Genomic DNA, 785 nt, shown 5'->3' with positions numbered 1-785 from the left:
TAAAGAACAAAAGCCGCCTGGAGCTGAGTCTCAGGGCGGAAACAACGCAGGCATCAGTCTTAAGCGCACTGCCTATCTGATGGCCTACGTTTTCGCGGCGTCCTGGTTCATCAGCACAGCCATGGCTTCCCACCTGCCTCAGATACTTCAGGCCAGCGGTGCAACTTTGGCTGCTTCGATTGCTGCTGCTGCATTGGTCGGGCCTGCCCAGGTTGCAGGTCGGGTGCTGGAATACAGCTTTCTCAAGAAAGCACACCCGTTGCTGTCGGCGCGCCTGGCCATTCTTGCCCATCCATTGGCTGCCGTCTGTCTGGCCCTGGCCGGTGCGTCGGCAGCCAGCGTTTTTGCCATCCTGCACGGCCTTGGCAATGGCATCTTGACGATTGCCATAGGCACACTGCCGCTCAAGGTGTTCGGATCTCAAGGGTATGGCCAGCGCCAAGGTTGGCTCATGGTTCCAGCACGTATCGTGCAGGCAGGCTCACCATTTCTTTACGGGCTGGCTGTCGCAAATTGGGGCAGCCAGGCTCTGTGGCTGTCTTCCCTGCTGGCGATTAGCGCATTTGCGGCTCTGTGGTCGATGCGTGTGAATGCACAGCAATGAAGACAAAGAGAGGTCAACAATGTCGTTTCACGATGTGATCATCGTTGGGGCAGGTCAAGCAGGCCTATCGGTGGCGTACTTTCTGCGTCGCTCCAATCTGTCGGTGCTGCTGCTGGATGCCGAGGAAGCCGGAGGCGGGGCCTGGCAGCATGGATGGGACTCGCTGAGGCTTTTTTCTCCC

The 785-nt window shown here is 58.3% G+C and carries 2 protein-coding genes; both read left to right on the top strand.

Annotated features, from left to right (window positions below; genetic code table 11):
• Nucleotides 1-604 (top strand): MFS transporter (locus V8Z78_RS27045; RefSeq protein ID WP_502878886.1); only part of this gene is annotated, 604 nt, incomplete at its 5' end.
• A 19-nt stretch (nucleotides 605-623) separates the two neighbouring features.
• The coding region (locus V8Z78_RS27040) for an FAD-dependent oxidoreductase (RefSeq protein ID WP_349732516.1) at nucleotides 624-785 on the top strand (162 nt) is incomplete at its 3' end.

Source organism: Comamonas sp. wu1-DMT (genome assembly GCF_040187805.1).
Taxonomy (GTDB): Bacteria; Pseudomonadota; Gammaproteobacteria; order Burkholderiales; family Burkholderiaceae_C; genus Comamonas; species Comamonas thiooxydans.
The sequence above is the reverse complement of the archived record's forward strand: the minus strand, read 5'-3'. Positions and strand labels throughout refer to the sequence as shown.